Origin of the sequence: Cronobacter malonaticus LMG 23826, from assembly GCF_001277215.2 — a bacterium.
Taxonomy (GTDB): Bacteria; Pseudomonadota; Gammaproteobacteria; order Enterobacterales; family Enterobacteriaceae; genus Cronobacter; species Cronobacter malonaticus.
The window spans coordinates 1,988,853-2,014,518 of record NZ_CP013940.1; the positions used below are offsets into that span (position 1 = coordinate 1,988,853).

Annotated in this window: 23 protein-coding genes; 16 read left to right on the plus strand and 7 right to left on the minus strand. The window is 60.8% G+C overall.

Going from position 1 to position 25,666, the window contains the following annotated elements:
- The first annotated feature begins 89 nt into the window (after positions 1-89).
- From atzF to AFK66_RS09530, 10 genes are all read left to right on the plus strand, one after another.
- On the plus strand, positions 90-1,904 hold the full coding sequence (gene atzF / locus AFK66_RS09485; protein ID WP_023898739.1) for an allophanate hydrolase: 1,815 nt from the start codon (positions 90-92) through the stop codon (positions 1,902-1,904).
- Positions 1,905-1,914: 10 nt separating this feature from the next.
- Complete coding sequence (gene uca, locus AFK66_RS09490; RefSeq protein ID WP_032986859.1) at positions 1,915-5,523, plus strand: urea carboxylase; 3,609 nt, start codon at positions 1,915-1,917, stop codon at positions 5,521-5,523.
- A gap of 176 nt (positions 5,524-5,699) precedes the next feature.
- Positions 5,700-6,398 carry a GntR family transcriptional regulator gene (locus AFK66_RS09495; RefSeq protein ID WP_023898741.1) on the plus strand — a complete coding sequence of 233 codons (699 nt, stop codon included), beginning with the start codon at positions 5,700-5,702 and terminating at the stop codon, positions 6,396-6,398.
- 36 nt (positions 6,399-6,434) lie between these two features.
- Positions 6,435-7,706 (plus strand): urea ABC transporter substrate-binding protein, encoded by a 1,272-nt coding sequence (gene urtA / locus AFK66_RS09500; protein WP_007775225.1) that lies wholly within the window; start codon positions 6,435-6,437, stop codon positions 7,704-7,706.
- A 164-nt stretch (positions 7,707-7,870) separates the two neighbouring features.
- A complete protein-coding gene (urtB, locus tag AFK66_RS09505) occupies positions 7,871-9,436 on the plus strand; it encodes an urea ABC transporter permease subunit UrtB (protein WP_023898744.1) in 1,566 nt (521 codons plus the stop codon).
- Entirely contained in the window at positions 9,433-10,506 is a 1,074-nt protein-coding gene (gene urtC, locus AFK66_RS09510; RefSeq protein ID WP_023898745.1) for an urea ABC transporter permease subunit UrtC, read from the plus strand. The genes urtB and urtC overlap by 4 nt, the downstream gene beginning before the upstream one ends.
- The gene (urtD, locus tag AFK66_RS09515; protein ID WP_007775221.1) at positions 10,506-11,303 is read left to right on the plus strand and encodes an urea ABC transporter ATP-binding protein UrtD; all 798 of its coding nucleotides are present in this window, start codon (positions 10,506-10,508) and stop codon (positions 11,301-11,303) included. The genes urtC and urtD overlap by 1 nt, the downstream gene beginning before the upstream one ends.
- A 9-nt stretch (positions 11,304-11,312) precedes the next feature.
- Positions 11,313-12,011, plus strand: a complete 699-nt coding sequence (gene urtE, locus AFK66_RS09520; protein WP_007775220.1) for an urea ABC transporter ATP-binding subunit UrtE — start codon at positions 11,313-11,315, stop codon at positions 12,009-12,011.
- Positions 12,012-12,188: 177 nt separating this feature from the next.
- A complete protein-coding gene (locus tag AFK66_RS09525; protein ID WP_007775217.1) occupies positions 12,189-12,503 on the plus strand; it encodes a DUF1493 family protein in 315 nt (104 codons plus the stop codon).
- A gap of 82 nt (positions 12,504-12,585) precedes the next feature.
- Positions 12,586-12,996, plus strand: coding sequence for a hypothetical protein (locus AFK66_RS09530; protein WP_080629939.1), 411 nt, complete (start codon positions 12,586-12,588; stop codon positions 12,994-12,996).
- Between the two features lie 37 nt (positions 12,997-13,033).
- Here AFK66_RS09530 and ydeE read toward each other — a convergent pair whose 3' ends face one another.
- Positions 13,034-14,227: an efflux MFS transporter YdeE gene (gene ydeE, locus AFK66_RS09535; protein WP_023898747.1), complete on the minus strand. Its 1,194-nt coding sequence runs from the start codon at positions 14,225-14,227 to the stop codon at positions 13,034-13,036.
- 208 nt (positions 14,228-14,435) lie between these two features.
- Here ydeE and eamA point away from each other — a divergent pair, with 208 nt between their 5' ends.
- Positions 14,436-15,332: an O-acetylserine/cysteine exporter gene (gene eamA, locus AFK66_RS09540; RefSeq protein ID WP_007775200.1), complete on the plus strand. Its 897-nt coding sequence runs from the start codon at positions 14,436-14,438 to the stop codon at positions 15,330-15,332.
- Positions 15,333-15,358: 26 nt separating this feature from the next.
- Here eamA and marB read toward each other — a convergent pair whose 3' ends face one another.
- The 4 genes from marB to AFK66_RS09560 form a co-directional block, all read right to left on the minus strand.
- The gene (gene marB / locus AFK66_RS09545; RefSeq protein ID WP_023898748.1) at positions 15,359-15,571 is read right to left on the minus strand and encodes a multiple antibiotic resistance protein MarB; all 213 of its coding nucleotides are present in this window, start codon (positions 15,569-15,571) and stop codon (positions 15,359-15,361) included.
- 69 nt (positions 15,572-15,640) lie between these two features.
- Positions 15,641-16,015: an MDR efflux pump AcrAB transcriptional activator MarA gene (marA, locus tag AFK66_RS22370; protein WP_004384918.1), complete on the minus strand. Its 375-nt coding sequence runs from the start codon at positions 16,013-16,015 to the stop codon at positions 15,641-15,643.
- Between the two features lie 18 nt (positions 16,016-16,033).
- A complete protein-coding gene (marR, locus tag AFK66_RS22375; protein ID WP_007697341.1) occupies positions 16,034-16,468 on the minus strand; it encodes a multiple antibiotic resistance transcriptional regulator MarR in 435 nt (144 codons plus the stop codon).
- A 246-nt stretch (positions 16,469-16,714) separates the two neighbouring features.
- On the minus strand, positions 16,715-17,914 hold the full coding sequence (locus AFK66_RS09560) for a sugar transporter (protein ID WP_007775191.1): 1,200 nt from the start codon (positions 17,912-17,914) through the stop codon (positions 16,715-16,717).
- Positions 17,915-18,124: 210 nt separating this feature from the next.
- On the opposite strand from AFK66_RS09560, the gene AFK66_RS09565 reads away from it, so the two are divergent.
- Positions 18,125-18,922: a PhzF family phenazine biosynthesis protein gene (locus AFK66_RS09565; RefSeq protein WP_007775188.1), complete on the plus strand. Its 798-nt coding sequence runs from the start codon at positions 18,125-18,127 to the stop codon at positions 18,920-18,922.
- Between the two features lie 34 nt (positions 18,923-18,956).
- Here the strand turns inward: AFK66_RS09565 and AFK66_RS09570 are convergent, their stop codons facing one another.
- Positions 18,957-19,901, minus strand: a complete 945-nt coding sequence (locus AFK66_RS09570; protein ID WP_032983224.1) for an L-lactate dehydrogenase — start codon at positions 19,899-19,901, stop codon at positions 18,957-18,959.
- 169 nt (positions 19,902-20,070) lie between these two features.
- Between AFK66_RS09570 and AFK66_RS09575 the strand changes: the two genes are divergently transcribed.
- A complete protein-coding gene (locus tag AFK66_RS09575; protein ID WP_007775182.1) occupies positions 20,071-20,544 on the plus strand; it encodes a GNAT family N-acetyltransferase in 474 nt (157 codons plus the stop codon).
- Here the strand turns inward: AFK66_RS09575 and ptrR are convergent.
- Complete coding sequence (gene ptrR / locus AFK66_RS09580; protein WP_007775180.1) at positions 20,504-21,376, minus strand: putrescine utilization regulator PtrR; 873 nt, start codon at positions 21,374-21,376, stop codon at positions 20,504-20,506. The genes AFK66_RS09575 and ptrR overlap by 41 nt on opposite strands.
- 141 nt (positions 21,377-21,517) lie before the next feature.
- Here ptrR and sad point away from each other — a divergent pair, with 141 nt between their 5' ends.
- From sad to glsB, 3 genes are all read left to right on the plus strand, one after another.
- Positions 21,518-22,906, plus strand: coding sequence for a succinate-semialdehyde dehydrogenase (sad, locus tag AFK66_RS09585; protein ID WP_023898753.1), 1,389 nt, complete (start codon positions 21,518-21,520; stop codon positions 22,904-22,906).
- Between the two features lie 191 nt (positions 22,907-23,097).
- A complete protein-coding gene (locus AFK66_RS09590; protein ID WP_007775176.1) occupies positions 23,098-24,687 on the plus strand; it encodes a methyl-accepting chemotaxis protein in 1,590 nt (529 codons plus the stop codon).
- 51 nt (positions 24,688-24,738) lie between these two features.
- A complete protein-coding gene (gene glsB / locus AFK66_RS09595; protein WP_007775175.1) occupies positions 24,739-25,665 on the plus strand; it encodes a glutaminase B in 927 nt (308 codons plus the stop codon).
- Position 25,666 lies beyond the last annotated feature (1 nt).

The following is a 25,666-nucleotide window of genomic DNA, read 5'->3' on the forward strand; positions in this document are numbered from 1 at the left end:
TTTAATATGTTGAAATGTATGAATTTTTAAAATCTGGCACTCTCTTTGCTAAATAACTTCCATCTTGTATACCAGATGGGATGCCAGTTATGTCACAGAGTTCACCACTGTTTACCCCTCTGACGCTTGCTGAGTGGCGCAGGGAATATCAGGACGATCCAACGCGCATTACGGAAATTTATTCCGCGGCTTTTACCGATGAAGAGAATAACGATCCGGCATGGATCACCCGCGCCAGCTCGTCGTATCTGGAAGCCCAAATTGCGCCATTGCTGGCGGCCATCAAAGAAGGCAAAAGCCTCGCGGATTTTCCGCTCTTCGGCGTGCCGTTCGCGGTGAAAGACAATATCGATGTCGCCGGTTTGCCCACCACCGCCGCCTGTCCGGCGTTTGCGTACACGCCGCAGGAGGACGCCACCGTTGTGGCGAAACTCAAAGCCGCCGGGGCCATCGTGCTTGGCAAAACCAATCTGGATCAGTTCGCGACAGGCCTGGTCGGCACCCGCTCGCCCTACGGCGCGGTGCCGAACACCTTTAACCCAGCTTATGTCAGCGGCGGCTCCAGCGCCGGCTCGGCGTCCACGGTGGCGCGCGGGCTGGTCGCTTTCGCGCTCGGCACCGACACCGCAGGCTCCGGGCGCGTCCCGGCCGGGTTTAATAACATTGTCGGCCTCAAACCCACCAAAGGCTGGCTGTCAAACCGCGGCGTGGTGCCCGCGTGCCGCCTGAACGACTGCGTTTCCGTTTTCGCGTTAAGCGCCGCCGATGCCTTTCAGGTGGCGAGCCTCGCAGGCGGTTATGACGCCGCTGACGCGTACTCGCGTGCCAACCCGCGCACCGCGCCCGCCCGCCTGCCCGCACAACCTCGCTTTGCGGTGCCTGACGCCCCCGAATTTTATGGCGATACCCACAGCGAGGCGGCATACCGCCAGAGCCTGACGCGCCTCGAAGCGCTCGGCGCGACGCTGGTGCCGGTCGATTTCACGCCGTTTCGCACGCTTGCGGAGCAACTCTATCAGGGCGCCTGGGTCGCCGAGCGCACCGTCGCGGTGGGCGAGATGCTCAATGAGCCGCCGGAGGTGATGGACCCGACCGTACGCGGCATCGTGGAAGGCGGCCTGAAATACACGGCCTGCGACGCCTGGCAGGCGGAATATACCCGCGCCGCGCTCGCGCGCCAGATTGCGCAGGTGCTGGAGACCGTGGATGCGCTGGTTGTGCCTACATCGCCCACCATTCATACGCTTGATGAAATGAAAGCAGAGCCGGTGCGCTACAACTCGCACTTCGGCTACTACACCAATTTCACTAACCTCGCGGATCTCTGCGCCCTGGCGCTGCCGGGTGACTTCCGCAACGATGGCCTGCCGGCTGGCATTACGCTTATCGCGCCCGCGTGGCATGACGCGGCGCTGGCGCAATTCGGCGCGCTCTGGCAGCAGGCGGTGCCACTGCCGCTCGGCGCAACGGATAAAGCGCTGCCTGCGGCAGAACCGTTCGCGCCATCGCCGCACCACGTGCGCCTTGCGGTCGTCGGCGCGCACCTGCGCGGCATGCCGCTCAACCACCAGCTCACCACCCGCGACGCGGTGTTTATCGAAGAGACCACCACGGCGGCGGACTATCGCCTTTATGCGCTCGCCAACACCACGCCGCCGAAGCCCGGGCTTGCGCGTGCAGACAGCGGGCAGCCCATCGCGGTGGAGCTGTGGGATATCCCGCTCGCGCGCTTCGGGGAGTTTGTCGCGGAGATCCCGTCGCCGCTCGGTATCGGCACGCTGACGCTCGCCGATGGCCGCGCGGTAAAAGGCTTTATCTGCGAACCGCAGGCGCTCGTGAGCGCCACCGACATCACGGAATGGGGCGGCTGGAAAGCCTGGCTTGCCCGCCACCAGAGCGCCTGAGGAGAAAATCATGTTCAGTAAAGTGCTTATCGCCAACCGCGGCGAGATCGCCTGTCGCGCCATTCGTACCCTGAAGAAAATGGGCATCGCGAGCGTCGCGGTCTACTCAACGCCGGATCGTAACGCGCAGCATGTGCGCGATGCCGATATCGCCATCGCGCTCGACGGCGACGCGGCGCGCGACACCTACCTTAACGTCGATAAAATTCTCGCAGCGGCGAAAGCGAGCGGGGCGCAGGCGATTTTCCCCGGCTACGGCTTTCTTTCCGAGCGCGCCGAATTCGCGGCGGCGTGCGAAGCCGCGGGGCTGGTATTTATCGGCCCGACGCCGCAGCAGATTGGCGATTTTGGCCTGAAACACCGCGCCCGCGCGCTGGCGGCACAGGCGGGTGTGCCGATGACGCCGGGCAGCGGGCTGCTGCGCTCGCTTGAGGAGGCAACCCAGGCGGCCGAAGACATTGGCTACCCGGTGATGCTGAAAACCACGGCGGGCGGCGGCGGCATTGGGCTAACGCGCTGTGACGACGCACCTTCGCTGGCGCAAGCCTGGGAGAGCGTCAGACGCCAGGGCCTGCAGTTTTTCAGCGATGACGGCGTGTTTATTGAGAAATTCATCAGCCGCGCGCGTCACCTGGAAGTGCAGATCCTGGGCGATGGCAAAGGCTACGTGGCGGCGCTTGGCGAGCGTGACTGTTCGCTCCAGCGCCGCAACCAGAAAGTGGTGGAAGAGACGCCCGCGCCGGGTCTGCCGCAGGCGACCCGCGAGGCCCTGCATGCCGCCGCGGTGGCGCTTGGCGAATCGGTCAATTATCGCAGCGCAGGCACCGTAGAGTTTATCTACGACGCCGGGAGCGATCGCTTCTGGTTTCTGGAGGTCAACACCCGCCTTCAGGTGGAGCACCCGGTAACCGAGGCCGTGACGGGGCTCGATCTTATCGAGTGCATGATCAATGTGGCGGCGGGCGAGCCGCTGGACAGGGCGCGTCTCGCAAAAGCTCCCCAGGGCGCGTCAATAGAAGTGCGTCTCTATGCTGAAGATCCGCTGAAAAACTTCCAGCCGTCGCCGGGGCAGCTTACCGACGTGCACTTCCCTGACAGCGTGCGCGTCGATGGCTGGGTCAGCACCGGCGCGGAGGTCAGCGCGTTTTACGATCCGATGATCGCCAAAATCATCGTTCACGGCGACGACCGCCCGCAGGCGCTTTCGAAACTTCGTCAGGCACTTGACGCCACGCGTCTGCACGGTATCGCCACCAATCTTGATTATCTGCGCCAGATTATTCGTCTGGAGGCGTTTGAAAACGCCACCATGTGGACGCGCCTGCTGGATGAGGTGAGCTACCACGCGCACGCCATCGAAGTGCTGGAGCCGGGCACCTGGAGCAGCGTGCAGGATTATCCGGGGCGTCTGGGCTACTGGGATATCGGCGTACCGCCGTCCGGGCCGATGGACGATTACGCCTTCCGGCTGGCCAACCGTATCGTCGGTAACGCGCCGGAGGCCGCCGGACTTGAATTCACGCTTCAGGGGCCGACGCTGCGCTTTCACAGCGACGCCATCTTCGCGCTCACCGGCGCGGACTGCGACGCAAAGCTCGATGGCGAGCCGGTCACCTGCTGGCAGCCGGTCACGGCGCGCGCCGGACAGACGCTGACGCTGGGCCGCGCCCGTACAGGCTGTCGCGGTTATCTGGCGGTGCGTAACGGCATCGACGTGCCGCAGTATCTCGGCAGCCGGTCCACCTTCGCGCTCGGGCAGTTCGGCGGCCATGCCGGACGCACGCTGCGCCCCGGCGACGTGCTGGCGATATCGCGCCCGGCGCTCGCCGCCTGCACCACACCTGCGCCCATTTCGCCGCCCCAGATGCCGGAGCCGGGGGTTATCCCGCGTTATGGCGAGGTCTGGAATATCGGCGTGCTCTACGGGCCGCACGGCGCGCCCGATTTCTTCACGCCCGCGTCGATGGACGCCTTCTTCGCCGCCGAATGGCAGGTGCATTACAACTCCAACCGTCTCGGCGTGCGGCTGGTCGGCCCGAAGCCGGAATGGAGCCGCGCCGACGGCGGCGAGGCAGGCCTGCATCCGTCAAACGTTCACGACTGCGAATACGCTATCGGGGCGATTAACTTTACCGGCGACTTCCCGGTGATCCTCACCCGCGACGGCCCAAGCCTCGGCGGTTTTGTCTGCCCGGTCACCATTGCCCGCGCGGAGCTGTGGAAAGTCGGTCAGGTGAAGCCTGGCGACCGTATTCGTTTTCACCCGATTAGCATCGAACATGCGCAGTCGCTGGAGCTGGCGCAGGAAGTGGCCTGCAACCATCTGCGCGCGGTGACGGCCCGCCCGGATGAGACGCCAACGCTGCTGCCCGGCACGACCGGGAGTGCGGCGATTTTAGCCGAAGTGCCTGCGCAAAATGGGCTGCCCGCCGTGGTCTGGCGGCAGGCGGGCGACAGCTACATTCTCATCGAATATGGCGACAACGTGCTGGATCTGGCGCTGCGCCTGCGCGTGCATCTGCTGATGAAAGCGATTCGTTCGAGCGGCGTTGAGGGCGTGGAGGAGCTTTCGCCCGGCGTGCGCTCGTTGCAGGTGCGTTACGACAGCCAGCGTCTGGGGCAGCGCGCCTTGCTGACGTTGCTGATGAGCCTTGAAAAACAGCTTGGCGATGTGGAGTCGCTGACGCTCCCCTCGCGAATCGTCTGGCTGCCGATGGCGTTTGAAGACAGCGCGACGCTTGGCGCGGTCGAGCGATACCAGCAGACCGTGCGCGCCCAGGCACCGTGGCTGCCGAATAACGTCGATTTTATCTGCCGCGCAAACGGGCTGTCGCACCGCGACGATGTGAAAAAGGTAGTGTTTGACGCGAGTTATCTGATCCTTGGGCTTGGAGATGTCTACCTCGGCGCGCCGTGCGCGGTGCCGGTCGATCCGCGCCATCGCCTGCTCAGTTCGAAATATAACCCGGCACGCACGTGGACGGCCGAGGGCACTGTCGGCATCGGCGGGATGTATATGTGCATCTACGGTATGGATTCGCCCGGCGGCTACCAGCTGGTGGGGCGCACGCTGCCCATCTGGAACAAATTCCTCAAAAACCCGCAGTTCGGCGAGGAGCCGTGGCTGCTGAAGTTCTTCGATCAGGTGCGCTTCTACCCGGTGAGCGAAGCCGAGCTGAACGATTTCCGTGACGCCTTCCGCGAGGGCCGCGCGTCTGTCCGTATTGAAGAGAGCGAGTTTGATTTTGCGGCATACCGCGCCTTTTTAGCGGCCAACGAGCAGGATATCGCCGCGTTCCGCGAGCGTCAGCAGGCCGCGTTCAGCGCCGAGGTGGCGCACTGGCACACCCAGGAGCCGGAGGCCGATACGCAGGTGTTGAAGGCCGAAGACGAGGCCGAAAGCGAAGGGCAACTGGTGAGCGCCGATCTCAACGGCAACGTCTGGAAGATTCTGGTCGAGCCGGGCCAGCGGGTGAAGCAGGGCGAGCCGCTGATTGTAGTGGAAGCCATGAAGATGGAGCTGATGGTGCATGCGCCGGCGGATGGCGTGGTGGCGCGTATCCGTTGCCAGCAGGGGCTGCCTGTGGCACCGGGCGATGCCCTCCTGTGGCTGAGTTGACCTGGCTTACGTGTCGTGCGAGGTGGCGGGTGCGCTGACGCTTACCCGCCCTACAACGCAAGCCGCCCCCGTAGGGCGGGTAAGCGAAGCGCATCCGCCGCGTAAAACAAATAGCACGTAGGGCGTGTAAGCAACGCGCACCCGCCATATCAAACCAGACGCCAACAGGAGGCGCTATGCCACTCACTGCCCGACAACGCGCGGCGCCGGAGGCGCAGGGCGATCGCATCTACCGGCTGATGAAGCAGGCGATCTTCGATTTCCGGCTGCTGCCCGGCGATCGCTTCAGCGAAAACGACGTCGCCGCGCGCATGGGGGCGAGCCGCACGCCGGTGCGCCAGGCGCTGCACCGGCTTGAACAGGAAGGCTATCTCGACGTCCAGCCGCGCAGCGGCTGGCAGGTGCGGCCGATCGATTTCGACCATCTGGAGGCGCTCTACGATCTGCGCATTGTGCTGGAGACAGAAGCCGTCGCGCGCCTCTGCGCCCTGCCGGCGCACGTCACGCCGCTGCCGCTGCGTGAGCTGCGCGAATTCTGGATTGACGCACCGCCGCTCGCGGACGGCAGCGATGTCGCGCCGCACGATGAGGCCTTCCACATGACGCTCGTCGGCACCGCAGGCAACCCGGAAATGGCGCGCGTGCATCGCGAGGTCACGGAAAAAATCCGCATTGTGCGCCGCATGGATTTCACCCAGGCGTCGCGCGTCAGCGCGACCTACGCCGAGCACGGCCAGATCCTGCTCGCCATATTTGAACGCAACCTGAAGGAGGCCCGGACCCGACTGCACGACCATATCGCCCAAAGCCAGAAAGAGGTTCGCAAGATTACGCTGCACGCCCTGCAACAGGCGCGGCGTGGCGCGTCAGATTAACCGTACACACAGCATCCATTATCAGGAGTGACCTTTATGCATCGTCGTACTCTGTTAAAAGCTTTCGCCCTTTCCGCCTCGGTCATCAGCATGGGGTTCGCCTTCAGCGCCCAGGCCGCCGACACCATTAAAGTGGGCATCATGCACTCGCTCTCCGGCACGATGGCGATTTCTGAAACGCCGCTGAAAGATGTGGCGCTGATGACTATCGATGAGATCAACGCCAAAGGCGGCGTTCTCGGTAAAAAGCTGGAGCCGGTAGTGGTTGACCCGGCCTCCAACTGGCCGCTGTTCGCCGAGAAAGCCCGTCAGCTGCTGAGCAAGGATAAGGTCGCTGCCGTGTTCGGCTGCTGGACATCGGTGTCGCGTAAATCGGTGCTGCCGGTCTTTGAAGAACTCAACGGGCTGCTGTTCTACCCGGTGCAGTATGAGGGCGAAGAGATGTCGCCGAACGTCTTCTATACAGGTGCCGCGCCTAACCAGCAGGCGATCCCGGCGGTGGAGTACCTGATGAGCGAGGATGGCGGCGGCGCGAAGCGCTTCTTCCTGCTCGGCACCGATTACGTCTATCCACGCACCACCAATAAAATCCTGCGCGCGTTCCTGCACTCTAAAGGCGTGCAGGACAAAGACATTGAAGAGGTCTACACGCCGTTTGGCTACAGCGACTACCAGACGATTGTCGCCAACATCAAGAAATTCTCCGCGGGCGGTAAAACGGCGGTCGTTTCCACCATTAACGGCGATTCCAACGTGCCGTTCTATAAAGAGCTGGCGAACCAGGGGCTGAAGGCGACCGACGTGCCGGTGGTGGCGTTCTCGGTGGGCGAAGAAGAACTGCGCGGGATTGACGCCAAACCGCTGGTGGGCAATCTGGCCGCGTGGAACTACTTCGAGTCGGTGGATAACCCGGAAAACAAGAAATTTGTCGCCGATTACCGCGCTTACGCCAAAGCGCACAAGCTGCCGAACGCCGATACCGTGGTGACCAACGATCCGATGGAGGCGACGTATGTCGGCATTCATATGTGGGCGCAGGCGGTAGAGAAGGCGGGCACGACGGATGTCGACAAAGTGCGCGCGGCGATGGCGGGGCAATCGTTCAAGGCACCGTCCGGCTTTACGCTGACGATGGATAACACCAATCACCATCTGCATAAACCGGTGATGATTGGCGAGATCGAGGGCAACGGCCAGTTCAACGTGGTGTGGCAGACCGAAGCACCCGTGCGTGCGCAGCCGTGGAGCCCGTATATCGCCGGGAACGATAAGAAAGCCGATACGCCGGTGAAAACCGCCAGCAATTAAGGGGCGGTCACGGGCCAGGCAATTGTTCCGGTTAATGTGGCGGGTGCGCAAGCTTACCCGCCCTACACGGAATAAACGTGTTTTGTAGGGCGGGTAAGCTTGCGCACCCGCCATAAAAAACCTGTAACTGCCCACCCGCCATAACGGTTGCAAAGGAGATACCCATGACATTATTCCGCTGGCTGATGGTCGCCGCCTTGCTGGTGCCGTGGCTCGCCCGCGCCGGTGACGCCGATGATTTCGCGGCTGCGAGCCGAAGCACACAGGCTGCGCTGCTGCAAACCTGGGCGACCGCCCCGGACGCCGCGCGTCTGCCGCTGCTGGTCGCGCTTGGCCAGGAGAATCTGGTCGTTGATACGCAAAAGCATCCGTTCGCGCAGCGCCCGGAAGGGCTGACCGCGCTCGGGAACGCCGCCACGCCGGTGGGCGCGGTAAAACCGCTTCGGCTTACTAACCGCCTGCGCAATCTCGCCGCCGCAGCGCTGGCCACGCACCATCTGGTAAGTGACAACGTCACGCAGCGTCTTGATGCCGCCCGCACGCTTCAGCGCGACGGCGACACGCAAATGGCTCCCTTACTGACGCAGCGCCTGGCCGTCGAAAAAGACGACACCGTGCGTGAGGCGCTCGCCAGCGCGCTCGCCAGCCTGCAACTGGCAAGCCCGGATGCAACTGTGCGCCTGAATGCCGTCACGCGGCTTGGCGAATCCGGCGATCCGCAAACCCGCGCGCGGCTCCAGCCCTTTACCGACGCGGCCAGCGAGCCTGACGCCCGCGTGCGCGAAGCCGCGGCGGCAAGCGTTCGCGCGATTGACCATCGCCTGATGGTCGGCGATCTGCTCGGCCAGGCGTTTATGGGGCTGTCGCTCGGCTCGATTCTGCTGCTGGCCGCGCTTGGTCTTGCCATCACCTACGGCCTGCTCGGCGTTATCAATATGGCCCACGGTGAAATGCTGATGCTCGGCGCTTACACCACCTGGTGCGTGCAAAACGCGCTGGCGGAATTTGCGCCGCAGTGGCTGGCGTTCTATCCGCTGCTGGCGCTGCCGGTGGCGTTTCTGGTAACGGCCTGCGCGGGAATGGCGCTTGAGCGCACCATTATTCGCCACCTGTATGGCCGCCCGCTGGAGACGCTGCTCGCCACCTGGGGCATCAGCCTGATGCTTATTCAGCTGGTGCGCATGGCGTTTGGCGCGCAAAACGTCGAGGTGGCGAACCCGGCCTGGCTCTCCGGCGGCATTCAGGTGCTGCCGAACCTGATCCTGCCGTGGAACCGGCTGATGGTGATGGGTTTTGTGCTGCTGGTGCTGTTTTTCACCTGGCTTGTGCTGAATAAAACGCGGCTTGGCATGAACGTGCGGGCGGTAACGCAAAACCGCGCAATGGCCGCCTGCTGCGGCGTGCCGACCGGACGCGTCGATATGCTGGCCTTCGGGCTTGGCTCCGGTATCGCGGGCCTTGGCGGCGTGGCGCTCTCCCAGCTGGGCAATGTCGGGCCGGAACTCGGCCAGGGCTACATCATCGATTCCTTTTTAGTGGTGGTGCTGGGCGGCGTTGGCCAGCTGGCGGGCAGCGTGGCGGCGGCGTTCGGTCTAGGTATTTTCAATAAAATCCTCGAACCGCAGGTCGGCGCGGTGCTCGGCAAAATCGCCATCCTGGTGATGGTTATCCTGTTTATCCAGAAACGCCCGCAGGGGCTGTTCGCACTCAAAGGGAGGGCCGTGGAATGACGCAGCCGATTACCTTAACGCTGGTCCGAAAAGCGCCGCGCCTGAGCCTTATCGCAGGCGGGCTGGCGCTGGCGGCGCTCTTCGCGCTGCCGTTTCTCACGCTCTTACCCGCAAGCCATCCGCTCGCGGTCTCGACCTGGACGCTGACATTAATGGGCAAAATCCTCTGCTACGCGACTGTCGCCGTGGCGCTGGATCTGGTCTGGGGCTACGCCGGGCTTTTATCGCTCGGCCATGGGATTTTCTTCGCGCTCGGCGGCTACGCGATGGGCATGTACCTGATGCGCCAGGCGGCCGGCGACGGGCTGCCCGCGTTTATGTCGTTTCTCTCCTGGAGCGAGCTGCCGTGGTACTGGTGGGGCACGTCGAATTTTCTCTGGGCGCTGCTGCTGGTGGTGCTGGTGCCGGGGCTGCTGGCGCTGGTTTTCGGCTTTTTTGCCTTCCGTTCGAAAATCAAGGGCGTCTATTTTTCCATCATTACCCAGGCGCTGACGTTCGCCGGGATGCTGCTCTTTTTTCGCAATGAAACCGGCTTTGGCGGCAACAACGGCTTTACCGGCTTTACCACGCTGCTCGGGTTTTCGCTCACCGCGACCGGCACGCGCATCGCGCTTTTTATCGCTACGCTCGCTTTGCTGCTGGCCTGTCTTGCCGTCGGGCTGTGGCTCGCGCGCAGCAAATTTGGCCGGGTGCTGACGGCGGTGCGCGACGCTGAAAGCCGCCTGATGTTCTGCGGCTACGATCCGCGCGGCTTCAAGCTGCTGGTCTGGACGATTTCGGCCGTAATGTGCGGCCTTGCAGGCGCGCTCTATGTGCCGCAGGTGGGCATTATTAACCCTGGCGAAATGTCGCCGACCAACTCCATTGAAGCCGCGATCTGGGTGGCGCTCGGCGGGCGCGGCACGCTGGTAGGGCCGGTGTTCGGCGCGCTGCTGGTGAACGGAGCCAAAAGCCTCTTTACCGTGGTGATGCCGGAGTACTGGCAGCTCTTTTTAGGACTGATATTTATCCTGATCACCCTGTTTTTGCCGCGCGGCGTGGCGGGGCTTCTGCGCAGAGGAGAGAAATAATGCACCCCACGGATACGCTCTACACCCGGCAGTATGAGACCGACCGCTTTCGCGCCCAGACCGATCCGGTGCTGCAACTGGAGAAAATCAACGTCAGTTTTGACGGCTTCCAGGCGCTCACCGATCTGACGCTCTCCACCGGCGTCGGCGAACTGCGCTGCATTATCGGCCCCAACGGGGCGGGCAAAACCACGCTGATGGATGTGATCACCGGTAAAACCCGGCCTCAGAGCGGGCGTGCGATTTACGATCAGCGAACCGATCTGACGCGCCTTGAACCGGTGGAAATCGCCCGGCGCGGCATCGGGCGCAAGTTCCAGAAGCCGACAGTGTTTGAGGCGCTGACGGTGTTTGAAAATCTGGAACTAGCGCAAAAGGGCGATAAAACGGTGCGCGGGACGCTGCGCGCGCGGCTGAATGCCGAGCAGACCGACCGTATCGACGCGATGCTGGCGACGCTGCGGTTAGGGGCAGAGCGCCAGCGCCAGGCCGGCGCGCTCTCGCACGGCCAGAAGCAGTTTCTGGAGATCGGCATGCTGCTGATGCAGGAGCCGCACCTGTTGCTGCTCGACGAGCCCGCGGCGGGCATGACCGACGCGGAAACCGACTACGCCGCCGAGCTGTTTCGCGCGCTGGCGGGGAAACACTCCCTGATGGTGGTGGAGCACGATATGGGCTTCGTGGAGACCATCGCCGACAAAGTGACGGTGCTGCATCAGGGGCAGGTGCTGGCGGAAGGCTCGCTTGCAGAGGTACAGGCCAACGAACAGGTCATTGAGGTCTATCTCGGGCGTTAAGGAGCCGCGATGTTAAAAGTGGATGAACTGCATCAATACTATGGCGGCAGCCATATTCTTCGCGGCGTATCGCTTGAGGCGCGCCCCGGCGAAGTGACCTGTCTGCTCGGGCGCAACGGTGTGGGCAAAAGCACGCTGCTGAAATGCCTGATGGGGCTGATCCCGGCGAAAACCGGTTCCGTAACCTGGCAGGGCGACGTCATCACCCGTTATAAACCGCACCAGCGGGTGGCGGCAGGTATCGCGTATGTACCGCAGGGGCGCGAGATTTTCCCGCGGCTCACGGTGGAGGAAAACCTGCTGATGGGGCTGTCGCGCTTTCGCGGTGCCGACGCCCGCAGCGTGCCTGAGGAGATTTATACGCTCTTTCCGGTGCTGAAATCGATGCGCCAGCGGCGCGGCGGCGATCTCTCCGGCGGGCAACAGCAGCAGCTTGCCATCGGCCGGGCGCTCGCCAGCCGCCCGCAGTTACTGATCCTCGACGAGCCGACCGAGGGCATTCAGCCATCGGTCATCAAAGAGATTGGCGAGGTGATCCGGGCGCTGGCCGCCCGTGGCGATATGGCCATTTTGCTGGTAGAGCAGTTTTACGATTTCGCCGCCGGGCTTGCGGATAACTATCTGGTGATGTCCCGCGGCGCTATCGTACAGCGCGGCTCTGGCGCTGCGATGGAAGTCGACGGCGTGCGGGGGCTGGTGGCGATTTGATAGCGGTAAAAAGGCTGGCAGGAGGCTGGCTTTTTATTATCGACTTGATGAATTCTTATTTAACAGCGCTAAACGAGCGCGGGTTATCTGGCGGGCGGAAAGTTTATCTTTATCGTGATATTATCGCATGCGTATTATCAAAGGGATTTAACTGATGACCGCAACGGATAATGTTTAATGCAAAATATTGAGAAAGAAATCATCGAATTCATAGACCGGGATTATAACCCCAGAAAGTATTTTCTCTTTGGCCCCAAACGTCCCGTAACGCTCAACACCAGTATCAGAGACGACCTGAAACTTGTCTTCGAGGATAATGAAGAACTACTGCAAGCCTATTTTAGCCGCTGGCGTGTTGATCCGGGTAACTTTGAAATGCTCGATTATTTTCATCCCGGCTATTTAGGAAGCAAAGAGCCTGACCCGCATAAACCTCTCACCGTCGCAATGCTGGTGGAGAGCGCAAAGGCGGGGCGCTGGTTATATGAATAAATCTCGTTAAGCTTCTGATGAGTTTACTACATTTATCAACGAAACGGACTGAACGCATTCTGGCAGAAAAGGATAAAAGAGCATGGATAATGACTTCAGGCGTTTCTTTTGTGAGATAATTTTCCGGCCCTTAATGGTGCTCGTCTCCATGTCCTGCATATTCATATTACACGATGCGCTCTATTATTTTGTGTGGCGGGTATTTTATGGCGCTTATAGCGTTCGGGTGACAGTCTCGCTTAATTTAGCCTTGTGGTATGGCATATTTCCAGCATTCATCATGATGGCGTTATTACCGCTTCGCTTAATGAAAGAGCATTTGTTGCTGATACTTTTAATAACGGCGCTGCTCTTTGGCTTCGGTGGCTCAACACATCTCATACTCTGTATATTGTTAAGCTTTTACTGGCTACTCGGTTGTGGGCTGATGCTTTTTATGAAATATGTGGTCTATCGGCAGGTCGCCGTTTTACTAAAAATTTCTCCGCTATAAAACGTGCGGGCCAGGCGTTTACCGGCCCGCACTTGGCTCAGCCCGGCTGCATCACACCGACGACCTTCACGCGCATGCCTTTCACCATCATCAGATACGCCATAGCGGCGAAGACCATCAGTGACGCGAACAGCGACCATGACGGCAGCGTGGTCAGCACAAAGCCGCTGTACATCGGGTTAAACGCCGCGCCCAGCCAGCCGAGCGACTGGACTGAGAAATAACCGGCTTTCAGGCCCGGCGGGGCGATATTGTCGATCAGCATATATTCGCCCGGCGCGTAGATGATTTCACCAAGCGTAAAGACCGCGGCGGCCGCGCCCCACATCCAGAGGTTGGTGCCCGATATCAGGAAACCGCCGAGGCCGAGAATAAAGCAGACGGTGCCGAAGAGCATCAGGCGGCTTAAGTTCTCGGCGCGCAGTTTTCTGCCCACCAGATATTGCAGCGAAACCACAAGAACGGCGTTGACCGGCAGCACCACCGCGACAACCTGTTGCGCCAGCGCGCTGTCGGAAAAGGTTAAGACGTATTGCGAAATACAGACGGCAAAGGAGCCGGCCACCAGCGAGCCGAGAAACGCCGAGCCGGTAAACCACAGCAGACGCTGGTCGCGCCACAGCAGTGAGAGCGGCGGCGGGCCTGCGGGCGTATCCGCCTGCTCATGCGCCGGTGCCAGGCGCTCGACAAAAACGCTAATCACCATAAAGGTCATGCCGGACGTCACCGCCGAGAGCCAGAACGGCATATTGAGGCCATAGACCATCAGCAGCGTGCCGATGGGCGGGCCGACAGTCCAGCCGATATTCAGGAACGTATAGTTGAGCGAGAAAATACGCGCTTTGGCCGCCGCGCCCAGCGTGTCGGCGAAATAACTTTTCAGGACAGTAGAAAACACGGAGTACGCGCAGTTAATGATGGCGAAAAAGAGGATCACCAGCAGGGCGTTATGCATCAGCGGGATCGCCACAAAGCCCGCCACAAAGATGGCGATAGCGATGAGCATATAGCGCTTTTTATCGAAGCGGTCGGCGAATACGCTGAACGCCAGGCTGAAAAAAACGCCTGCGGTCATCGCGCTGGTTAGCGCGACGCCGATTTCATCAACCGACATCGCGAAGCGCTTCGCGAGATAAATCGCCATAAACGGCAGCGTGGCGCCGCGGCCGATGGTCAGCATTAACGATGAACCTAACAGCGCGACGGTGGAACGCGTTTTCTTTGATAACATTTTCTTATCTTTTTTATCAGGTGAGCGGGAGTGAGCGCCGGATTCAGGCCTCTTTTAAAGCAATAACATGCCATCCGGGCACTGTACACCCTGTGGGGTGTTCAGAAGTGCTTTACATTCCCCCCATAAATTAGTGATCTGTCTCTCACCGGAAGATTCCGGTATGGTGAAGTATTAACATAATTTTAATAAATAACAGGGGCAGGGGATGACGCGTAAAGACGGGCTGCTGGCGCTGCTGGTAGTGCTGGCCTGGGGGTTGAATTTCGTCGTAATCAAAGTCGGTTTACACGCCATGCCGCCGCTGCTGCTGGCGGGGCTGCGGTTTTTGCTGGTCGCCTTTCCCGCGCTGCTGTTTGTCGCCCGCCCGAAAGTGCCGTTTCGGCTGCTGCTTGGCTACGGGCTGACTATAAGCTTCGGGCAGTTCGCGTTTCTCTTTAGTGCCATTAAGTTCGGCATGCCCGCGGGGCTCGCCTCGCTGGTGCTCCAGGCACAGGCGTTTTTCACTATCGTGCTCGGCGTGTTTGCCTTTCGCGAACGTTTGCAGGCCAAACAGCTCACCGGCATCGCGCTCGCCGTCGGCGGGATGCTGGTACTGATTGAGGGCAGCCTTAACGGCCAGCATGTGGCGCTGACCGGTTTTATGCTGACGCTCGCCGCGGCGCTGAGCTGGGCGTGCGGCAATATTTTTAACAAAAAAATCATGCAGCTTCCGACGCCGCCCGCGGTGATGTCGCTGGTGGTGTGGAGCGCGCTGATCCCGGTGCTGCCGTTTTTTGCGGCGAGCCTGGTGTTCGATGGCGCTCAAGCGGTGGTGCAGAGCCTGGTAAATATCGACAGCGTGACGGTGCTGTCGCTGGTCTATCTGGCGTTTATCGCGACCATTCTCGGTTATGGGATCTGGGGGACGCTGCTCGGGCGTTATGAGACCTGGCGCGTGGCGCCGCTGTCGCTTCTGGTGCCGGTGGTGGGGCTTGCCAGCGCCGCGCTGCTGCTGGATGAGCGGCTCTCGGTGTTGCAGATTATCGGCGCGCTGCTGGTGATGGCGGGGCTTTACATCAACGTTTTTGGCTGGCGGGTACGGCGGGCGGTGCGCAGCGCATAAAAAACCGGGCCTGAGCCCGGTTTTTCTTAACGCGACTGGTTGTAGTACGGCACGCCCAGCTCGTCTGATTTATCGCTGCCTGCGCTGCGATGGCTGAGATCCAGCGATTCGTGATGCTCAATCGGCACCATCATTGTGCTGGTGTCTGTGGCGCACGCGTCGGTTTTGGGGCTGCCTGCCAGCGCATAGCCGGAGGTCAGCGCCAGCAACAGCGCCGCGGCGCACGTGACGGATTTCATAATATCCTCGGTTATCTCCCACAGGAGAAGTGTAACGGCGGGATGCCGCCGTCGGCGTTCTTTGACTACTCAGTGATTCAGCGGGTGGAGGTATTTACCTTCGCCCGGCATCCGCGTCACGCGATACTTATGCGGCGGCACGGAGAAATAGTTCTTAAACGTGCGGGTCAGCGTCTGCTGGGATTCAAACCCATAGCGCTCGGCCAGATAAAGAATCGGTTCATCACTCTCTTTAAGTTTGAGGGCAATCTCAGTCAGCTTCCGGTTGCGGATATACTGGCCCAGCGAGTGACCGGTCTCTTTTTTGAACATACGTTGCAGGTGCCATTTCGAGTAACCCGAACGCGCCGACACTTTCTCAAGGGAAAGGGGGGATTCCAGGTTATCTTCAATCCAGTCCAAAATGCTATGAATAGTAATGGCATCATTGTTGCGTCTGGACATCGTCTTACCTCTTTGCTGTTACGGCAGCACCCTTTTAAGCAGGTATTCGAGGGTCGCCACTTCGTCTGCCGTCAGGTTTTTTGTTAATTCTTGATGCAGGTTTTGTCCTACCAGCTGGTGGCACTGCTCGCACAGCGCCGCGCCTTCTTCCGTGAGCTCAACCAGTACGCCCCGTTTATCGTTCGGGTTAGGCAGCCGCGCCACCCAGCCCTTGCATACCAGACGATCCAGCATGCGCGTCAGAGCGCCTAAATCTACTGAGAGCACTTTTTTCAGCTCCCCCGGCGTGATGCGGCCAGGACAGCGAATGGAACAGAGCACCTTAAACTGCGCTGCCGTGATATCGAGCGGCGCGAGGTACTCATTGAGCAGGCGATCCTTTTTCTGATTCACCAGGTGAATCAGTCGTCCTAAAGGAATAATCTCGTTAAACAGATCGCTGTTATTTTCCAACATAGTTGCCCAGGCAAGTAGATTAGTCACGCGAGATATTATTGCCCAGGCAAACATAAGTCAACCGAATGATTTTTTCGATCACACGATCTGCTAAAAAACGTTAAAAACCCTTCAGAATCAAAGGAAAGACAAAGGCTATCAGTGCGATAGCCGCCGCCTTTTAAGGGCACGATGGCGTAACGCGAAGCGGGGAAAACAGAGAAAAAAGATAAAAAAACGCCGCCTGAAGCGGCGGCGTTGAGGTTAACCGTGGTGCGGTTGTTCCTCAGGAAGCTGAACCGGCCAGCGGCGGAAAATCACAATCGCCCAGACAAACGCGGCCAGCGCCGGGATAGCGCCCATATACCCGATGGACGACATCGAAAGTTGCAGGCTCACCTGATTGCCCACCAGCGCGCCCGCGCCGATACCGATATTAAAGATGCCGGAGAAGAGCGACATCGCCACATCGGTGGCATCCGGGGCCAGCGCCAGCACTTTCACCTGCATCCCGAGGCCAATCAGCATAATCGCGATGCCCCAGAACGCACCAAGGATGGTCAGGTTAACGGCGCTGTGTGAAGCAGGCAGCAACAGCAGCAGGCAGATAACCAGTACGCCGATGGCGCTGCTGATAAGCCCGGACGCGTGCAGGTTGCCGAGCTTGCCGAAAATCACGCTACCGATAATCCCCGCGGTGCCGAGCACCAGCAGCAGGAAGGTGGCGAAGTTTTCGCTCAGGCCCGCGACGTTCTGCACGAACGGCTCAATATAGCTGTAGGCGGTGAAGTGCGCGGTCACCACAACCGCGGTCAGCACGTAGATGCACAGCAACGCCGGGCGGCGGAACAGCGCCGGCAGGCTCGCGAGAGAGCCGGAGTGCTCGCTCGGGATTTTCGGCAGCAGTTTCACCAGGCAGGCGAGCGTAATCAGCGCGCCGATGCCGATGGCAAAAAAGGTGGTGCGCCAGCCGAAATATTGCCCGACGATGCGCCCGATAGGCAGGCCGAGTACCGACGCCAGCGCGGTGCCGGTCGCAATCAGGCTCAGCGCCTGGGCGCGTTTGCCCGGCGGGGCCAGGCGAATTGCCAGCGACGCGGTAATCGACCAGAAAATCGCATGGGCGAAGGCGATGCCGATGCGGCTAATCACCAGCACCTCGAAGCTCCAGGCCATAAACGACAGCATATGGCTCGCGACGAAGACCACAAACAGCGCAATCAGCAACTTGCGGCGCTCCACCTGGCTTGTCAGCAGCATAAACGGCAGCGACATCAGCGCCACCACCCAGGCGTAGATGGTGAGCATAATGCCCGCCTGCGCGGATTCCATATGGAAGCTCGCGGCGATATCGGAGAGCAGGCCCACCGGCACAAACTCGGTGGTATTAAAGATAAATGCCGCGACCGCAAGCGTAACCACCCGCAGCCACGCGGTTTTGCGAGAGACTGTATTCATCGTCATAAGAAAGATTCGCGCTGGTCAGAAGTGAATAAGAAGCAAGCGATCTTAAAACTTTCGCCCGTCGGGATACAACCATTTTGTGACGTAAATCTCACTTTTATACCCGGCGTGTAACAAACGAAGCGGCAGAAACGTAATTGTCGTCACGGATTGCAGACCGCGTGATAGTGTGTAAAAACAGCAACGACAAAAAACAGGGCGGGGGTAACAATGCAATCAATTGATTTCTATATGGTGGACGCGTTCGCCGATAAAACCTTCAGCGGCAATGCGGCGGCGGTCTGTCCGTTAAGCGAATGGCTGCCGGATGAAACGCTGCTCCTGATGGCGCAGCAGCATAACCAGTCAGAAACCGCGTTTTTTGTGCGCACCGACGACGGCTTCGAGCTGCGCTGGTTCACCACGCGCTATGAAATCAACCTCTGCGGCCACGCCACGATTGCCGCCGCGCACGTGATTTTCGAGCATCTCGATTACCCGCACAGTGAAATCCGCTTCTCGACGCGCTTTGTCGGCGAGGTGACCGTCACGCGCCGCGGTGACTGGCTGACGCTGAACTTTCCGGCGTGGCAGGCGCAGCCGGTGGAGGCGCCCGCGCTGCTGTTGAGCGCGCTGGGGATTGACGGCGCGGTGTCGGTGGCGGCTTATCGCGACTATCTGGTGGAGCTGCCAATCCAGGCGCAGGTAGAGGCGCTGACCCCGGATATTGACGCGCTGATACCGCTCGGCAAACAGGTCTGCGTGACGGCTCCCGGCACGCCCGGCGGCCCGTACGATTTCGTCAGCCGCTTTTTCTGCCCGGGAGAAGGCGTGCCGGAAGATCCGGTGACCGGCTCGGCGCACAGTATGCTGATCCCGTTCTGGGGCGAAAAGCTTGGCAAAACGTCGATGCTGGCGCGTCAGGTCTCGGCGCGGGGCGGGGATTTACGCTGTGAATGGCAGGGCGATCGCGTGCTGATTGGCGGCCAGGCGGTGACCTATCTTATCGGCCAGGTATTGCTGCGCTAATGTTCGGCGCCCGCAGCGGGCGCCGTTTTCATTTTCAGGGCAGGCGGGCGATATTCTCTTTGATAACCGCCACCGAATGCTGAAACTTCGCCCGCTCCTCGCCTTCCAGCTGCAGTTCGATAATCTGCTGCACGCCGTTCTGGGCCAGTACCGCCGGGACGCCGATCGCCACGTTGTCCACGCCATATTCGCCGTCAAGAATGCACGACACCGCCAGCGCCCGGTGGCTGCCGGTAAAGATATTGCGGCAGATCTCCGCAATAGTGCCCGCAATGCCATATTCCGTACAGCCTTTGCGGGCGTAAATCTCAAAGCCCAGCCTGCGCACGCGCTCGGCGAGCGCTGCGGTATCGAGCGGCGTACCCGTTTTACGCTCATACACCTGCGCGACCGGCGAGCCATACACGGAAGAATGCGACCAGACCGGGAACTGGGTGTCGCCATGTTCGCCCAGAATAAAGGCGTCGATGCTTTGCGGGCCGATTTCCAGGGCTTCGGCGAGCGAGCGGCGCAGGCGGGTGGTGTCGAGCCAGACGCCGGTGCCAATCACCTGGTTGCGCGGCAGGCCGGAGAGCTTCCACACCTGCCAGGTGATGATATCGCAGGGGTTGGTCGCCACGAGGAAAATCCCGTTAAAGCCGCCCGCCATCATCTGCGGCACAATCTGGCCGACGATGCGCGCGGTGTTGGTCAGCTCGTCAAGACGCGTCTGGCCGGGCTTCAGCGCGCCGCCGGAAACGGTGATGACCGCGATATCGACATCCGCGCACTCCTGTGCCTGGCGGGTGGAGATTTTAATCATCCCTGGCATATAGGCGGCGGCGTCGCGCAAATCCTGGCAGTGCCCCTCAACGCGCGCGGCGTCGAGATCCACCAGAATCAGCTCCTCGCCGATATTCTGGTTCAGTAAGGCCCAGGCGGCGGCGGTGCCCACGTTGCCCGCACCGATAATCATCACTTTTCGTGCTCTGTTATTCATGGCGTCATTCCTTGTTAACCCATTTCGCCGCACAGAGTACCTGTACAACCCGCTGCCGGGAAATCCCCTTTGCGTATTAAAACGCGCATCATAAGACAATCATCTGACCGGCGGGTTGTCGGCGGCGCGCGCAACCGGTAAAGCTAATAAAAACAAACAAGGAGCCGCTATGTACCCGATAACCGCCGAAGCGCCAGGCAGCGCAGACAGCCGGGCGCTGATTGCCGCCCTGGACGCGTACCAGAGCACGCTGTACCCGGCAGAGAGTAACCATCTGGTGGATCTCGCCGACATCCCGGAAGAGGAGATGATTTTTATGGTGATCCGCCATCACGGCGAGGCGGTGGGCTGCGGCGCGGTGATGCTGAATGCTGACGGCACTGGTGAAATCAAGCGGGTGTATATCGATGCGCGCCACCGCGGGCAGCGGCTCGGTGAGAAACTGATGGCGGCGCTGGAAGCCGCCGCACACGCACGCGGCTGCCACACGCTGCAACTGGAAACCGGCATTCACCAGCACGCGGCGGTGAAACTCTACGAGCGCTGCGGCTATACGCACACCACGGCGTTTGCGCCGTACCAGCCCGATCCGCTGAGCCTCTTTATGCGAAAGCGGGTGTCAGACACGGCAGCAGTTCTGTAAAGGCGTCGAGCTGGCGGGTTTTCGCCCCGCGCCGCCAGATAAGCCAGGTATTGATATAGCGCCATTTATCGGCCAGCGGCCACGCCTGCACCTGATGGCTGCCTGGCATACTCTCCAGCATACTGCGCGGGATCATCGCCACACCGGCACCCGCTACCACGCACGCCAGCATGCCGTGGTAAGACTCCATTTCGTGGATTTTGCCCGGCATCGCCTGATCTTCTTTAAACCAGCTCTCAAAATGCCGCCGGTAGGAGCAGTTCGCGCGAAAGGCGTAAATGCTCGCGCCGTTAATCTCCTGCGCGCGCGTAACCGGCGGGTGATTCGCATGCGCCACCAGCATCATCTCTTCCTGATAGACCGGCATACCTTCGAGATTCGGATGCAGAACCGGGCCGTCGACAAACGCCGCGCTCAGTTCGCCCGCCAGCACGCCGTCAATCATGGTGCCGGAAGGGCCGGTCGCCAGATCGAACTGAATTTTAGGATAGCGCTGGTTAAAGGCGGCCAGTACAGCGGGAATCCGCACCGCCGCGGTGCTCTCAAGCGATCCGAGCGAGAAGATCCCCTGCGGCTCGTCGCCGGAGACGACCTCGCGCGCCTCCTGCACCAGCGCCAGAATGCGTTTACTGTAGTCAAGAAAGCTGTGCCCGGCGGGGGCGAGCTTCAGGCGCTGGTTCTCGCGGATAAACAGATCCACGCCCAGATCTTCTTCAAGCTGGCGGATACGTGTGGTCAGGTTAGACGGCACCCGGTGAACGCGCTGGGCGGCGGCCGTGATGCTGCCGGTTTCGGCCACGGCGTTAAACATCTCAAGCTGGGTTAAATCCATTGCATTCTCTCTGGGTGAATGGAATCGTCAATATTATTCACTTTTCAGAAATACCAGAGCAGGCCAGGCTATGCCAGAAGTTTTGACGTGTTTTGTGTAAAAAAGCGTCACGGATAACAACACATAAGAGAGAGGCCATTGATGAGCATTTCCCCTGCCACCCACGCGATTTCCGTAAACCCGGCCACTGGCGAAACCCTGGCGGCGTACCCGCTGGCGAGCACCGAACAGGTTGAACTGGCTATTACCCGCGTAAGCGAAGGCTTTCGTCGCTGGCGCGCCAGCCGCATTGATGAGCGCGCGCAGACGCTGCGTCATATCGGCAACGCGCTGCGCGCACGCAGCGAAGAGCTGGCGCAGATGATCACCGCCGAGATGGGCAAACCGATCCTTCAGGCACGCGGCGAAGTGGCGAAATCCGCCGCGCTCTGCGACTGGTATGCCGAACACGGCCCGGCGATGCTCGCGACAGCGCCGACGCTGGTGGAAAACCAGCAGGCGGTGATTGAATACCGCCCGCTCGGGCCGATCCTCGCCGTGATGCCGTGGAACTTCCCCCTGTGGCAGGTCATGCGCGGCGCGGTGCCGATCCTGCTGGCGGGCAACACTTATCTGCTTAAGCATGCGCCGAACGTGATGGGCTGCGCGCTGCTGATTAATGAGATTTTTGAAGACGCGGGCGTGCCGGCCGGCGTGTTCGAAGTGATTAACGCTACCAACGACGGTGTGAGCCAGGCAATTAACGATCCGCGTATCGCCGCCGTTACCGTGACCGGCAGCGTGCGTGCGGGGGCCGCTATCGGCGCGCAGGCGGGCGCGGCGCTGAAAAAATGCGTGCTGGAGCTGGGCGGTTCCGATCCGTTTATCGTGCTGGCGGACGCCGATCTCGACGAGGCCGTAAAAGCGGCGGTGGCGGGGCGTTACCAGAACACCGGGCAGGTGTGCGCCGCCTCCAAGCGTTTTATCGTCGAAGCCAGCATCGCCGATGCCTTTACCGAAAAATTCGTGGCCGCCGCGCAGCAGCTTAAAATGGGCGCGCCGACCGACGAAACCACGTTCTTAGGCCCGATGGCGCGTTTTGATCTGCGTGACGAGTTGCATGCGCAGGTGACGGCGACGCTCAGCGAAGGCGCGACGCTGCTGCTCGGCGGCGAGAAGGTAGCCGGTGCGGCGAATTTCTACGCGCCGACGGTGCTGGGCAACGTGACGCGCGAGATGACGGCGTTTCGTCAGGAGCTGTTCGGGCCGGTGGCAGCCATTAGCGTGGCGCGCGACGCCGAACAGGCGCTGGAGCTGGCGAACGAGAGCGAATTTGGCCTGTGCGCGACCATCTGGACCGCCGATGACGCCCGCGCGGAGGATTTCGCGGCGCGTCTGGAGTGCGGCGGCGTCTTTATTAACGGCTACTGCGCGAGCGACGCCCGCGTGGCGTTCGGCGGCGTGAAAAAGAGCGGGTTTGGCCGCGAGCTGTCGCACTTTGGCCTGCATGAGTTCTGCAATATCCAGACCGTGTGGAAAAACCGCCGTTAAACGGTGCGGTGAATAAAAGCGTTATCCCGCCGGGCCGCGCACAGTTGTTTGGTTTTATCGGCGGGTGCGCTTCACTTACCCGCTCTGGGAGTAAGGGCCGCTAATGCGGCCCTTTGTCATATGCGTGACATGGTTCTGTCATTTTTGCTTTGTAGACTCGCGGAGGTTTTCGCTGTTTAACGAAGAAAAACATGAACCTAACTAAAATTTCCCGCGCCATCCGGCGCGTCGTGCCGCGCACTCGCTTCGGGCTGATGGCCGGCATTCTGTGTGTTATTACGCTTTTCTCCGCACTGCAAATTCTCTCGACACTCATGCTCTCATCACTGCTTGGCGACACGCAGCAGCAGGTCCAGCACCGCGAGGCGCAGCGCCAGCAGCAGGCGGCGATGGATGACGCCCGCGTCACGCTCCTGATGGCAAGCGATTTGCTGAACCGCGCAGGCATTTACTTTATGCAGGATAAAGAAACCGGCTCGGTGGGGAGCTGGAACAGCCTGATGGATGAGGCGCAGGCAGCGCTGAAACGTTCCTATGCGGCGTTTGAGCGCTACGGCAAACTCAACCCGGCGAAAGACGATCCGCTCAAGGCGAGTTACCAGAACTTCTACGGCGCGCTGAAAGAGCAGGCGGACGGCCTGGTCAGCACCAACAGCATTGACGCATTTTTCGCGGTGCCGGTGCAGGCGTTCCAGGCGGACTTCAACGACAATTTCGCCCGCTATCAGAGCGCGAATGCGCAGCGTGCGGACCGCGACAGCCGGGAACTGCTGGGCGGGCTTGAGCAGGCGCAGCGGATGTTTATCGTGGCGCTCGGCGTGCTGCTCGCCATCGCGCTGCTGGTGTGGCGCAGTATGGCGGTGTGGGTTATCCGCCCGCTGAGACGGCTTATCGATCATATCAACCAGCTGGCGGCAGGCGATCTGTGCGCGCCGCTGCCGGCAGGCAAGCTGGTTAACCGGGAAGTGGCCGAACTGAGCCAGAGCATCGGCCAGATGCAGGGCGGGCTACAGCAACTGGTCAACGATGTGCGCGAGGCGACGTCCGCGATTGTCGCCAATATCGGCGAACTGGCGGCGGGCAATGAGCAGCTTTTCAGCCACTCGGCACTGCAGGCGGAAGAGTTGCGTAAAGTCACCGCGCATATCGAAACGCTGGAAGCGCATGTGGAAGAGAACAGCGAATACGCCCGCGTGGCGAATGCCCGCGCCGATGAAGCCCGTGGTGTGGCCGCCGGTGGGGACGAAATGATGCAGACGGTGAACCACTCGATGCAGGACATCGTCTCGCGCTCCTCTGAGATGCGCGGGATCGTGGCGATGATCGACAGCGTCGCGTTCCAGACCAATATTCTCGCGCTTAATGCCGCCATTGAAGCCGCGCACGCCGGGAATCACGGCCGCGGTTTCGCCGTGGTGGCGAAAGAGGTCGGGCTGCTGGCGCGTAAGAGCAGCCATTCGACGCAGACCATCCAGGAGCTTATCCATCACTCGTTGCAGGGCATCGAGAAAGGCTCAGAGGCGGTGTCGAAGCTTGAAGAGAATCTCGGGCGGGTGATGGCACTGGTCAGCCATCTGACGGGGTTACTTGGCGAAATCGCCGTGGCGACGGTCAACCAGGGCGACAGCATTCACCAGGTAACACAGCGCATCGGCGCGCTCAACCAGGTGGCGGGTGAAACCGGAACGCTGGTGCAGCACACCACGCAGGCGTCGCTGCGTCTGCGCGATGAGTCGCGCAGGCTCACGGATGCCGTCTCGCGCTTTCGTCTTCCTGCCTGAGGTTGCTATACTCCCGGCCCGAACGATCTTCCTTCGCGCCGGGAGTCTCTGGTGATCCACACGCTTAATAACGATTTACTGGCTTCAATTCTCGAACAGGTGCGCCCGCTCGCCGCACAGGGCAAGGTGGCGGACTATATTCCGGCGCTGGCGGATGTACCCGCCGACCGGCTTGGCATCGCCGTCTGTACGGTCGGCGGCGAATGTTTTGCCGCAGGCGACGCCGATGAGCGCTTCTCCATTCAGTCCATTTCAAAAGTGCTGAGCCTGGTGCTGGCAATGGGGCGCTACGACGACGACGAGATCTGGCAGCGCGTCGGGAAAGATCCCTCCGGCCAGCCGTTCAACTCGCTGGTGCAGCTGGAGCTGGAGCAGGGCAAACCGCGTAACCCGTTTATCAACGCGGGCGCGCTGGTGGTCTGCGATATGCTGCAAAGCCGCCTGAGCGCCCCGAAACAGCGGATGCTGGAAGTGGTGCGTAATCTCTGCGGCGCGCCGGATATCATCTATGACACCGCCGTGGCGCGCTCTGAGTTTGAACACTCGGCCCGCAACGCCGCCATCGCGTATCTGATGAAATCCTTCGGCAATTTCCATAACGACGTCATCACCGTGTTGCAGAACTATTTCCATTACTGCGCGCTGAAGATGAGCTGCGCGGAGCTGGCGCGCGCCTTTCTGTTTCTGGCGAATCAGGGAAGGGCGCCGCATCTGGATACACCGGTAATCAGCCCGGTGCAGGCGCGTCAGGTTAACGCACTGATGGCGACAAGCGGCATGTATGAAAGCTCCGGCGAATTCGCCTGGCGCGTGGGGATGCCGGGGAAATCGGGCGTCGGCGGCGGTATAATCGCCGTAGTGCCGCATGAGATGTCTATCGCGGTCTGGAGCCCGGTGCTCGATCACGCCGGTAACTCGCTCGCCGGTATCGCGGCGCTGGAAATTCTCGCCCGTGAAATTGGCCGTTCCATTTTCTGAG